Source organism: Ochrobactrum sp. SFR4 (assembly GCF_019730395.1).
In the GTDB taxonomy this organism is placed as follows: domain Bacteria; phylum Pseudomonadota; class Alphaproteobacteria; order Rhizobiales; family Rhizobiaceae; genus Pseudochrobactrum.
On record NZ_JAAPBB010000452.1, the window covers coordinates 1 to 336 of the forward strand.

General features: G+C 60.7%; 1 pseudogene. It reads left to right on the forward strand.

Annotated features, from left to right (window positions below):
• Window positions 1-336 (forward strand): annotated as a pseudogene (locus HBA93_RS19775) (hypothetical protein); the annotation flags it as partial.

Consider the following 336-nt stretch of genomic DNA (forward strand, 5'->3'; position numbering starts at 1 on the left):
ATAAGGTACGGATTGCAGCCCCGACAGGGAAGAACCAGCCTTTAACTACATTACAGCGGGCCTATCTGGCGGGGCGGGGTGAAAATATACCGCTTGGCGGCGTGGCAATGCAGGAATTTCGTGAATATCGGGGGCACTTCGATCCAGCTGGTCTGAAACACCGCCTGCAAGAGATGGGGCAGCGCCATGCCTGTCTGCGCACGCGGATTGATCCGCAAAGTTTTACGCAATCTGTAGGGGTGGACGCGCAGATCAATTGGGAGGAGATTGATTATTGTGGTCTGAGCCGTCAGGCCGCCCCCCCCCCCCTCGCCCCCCCCCCCCCCCCCCCCCCCC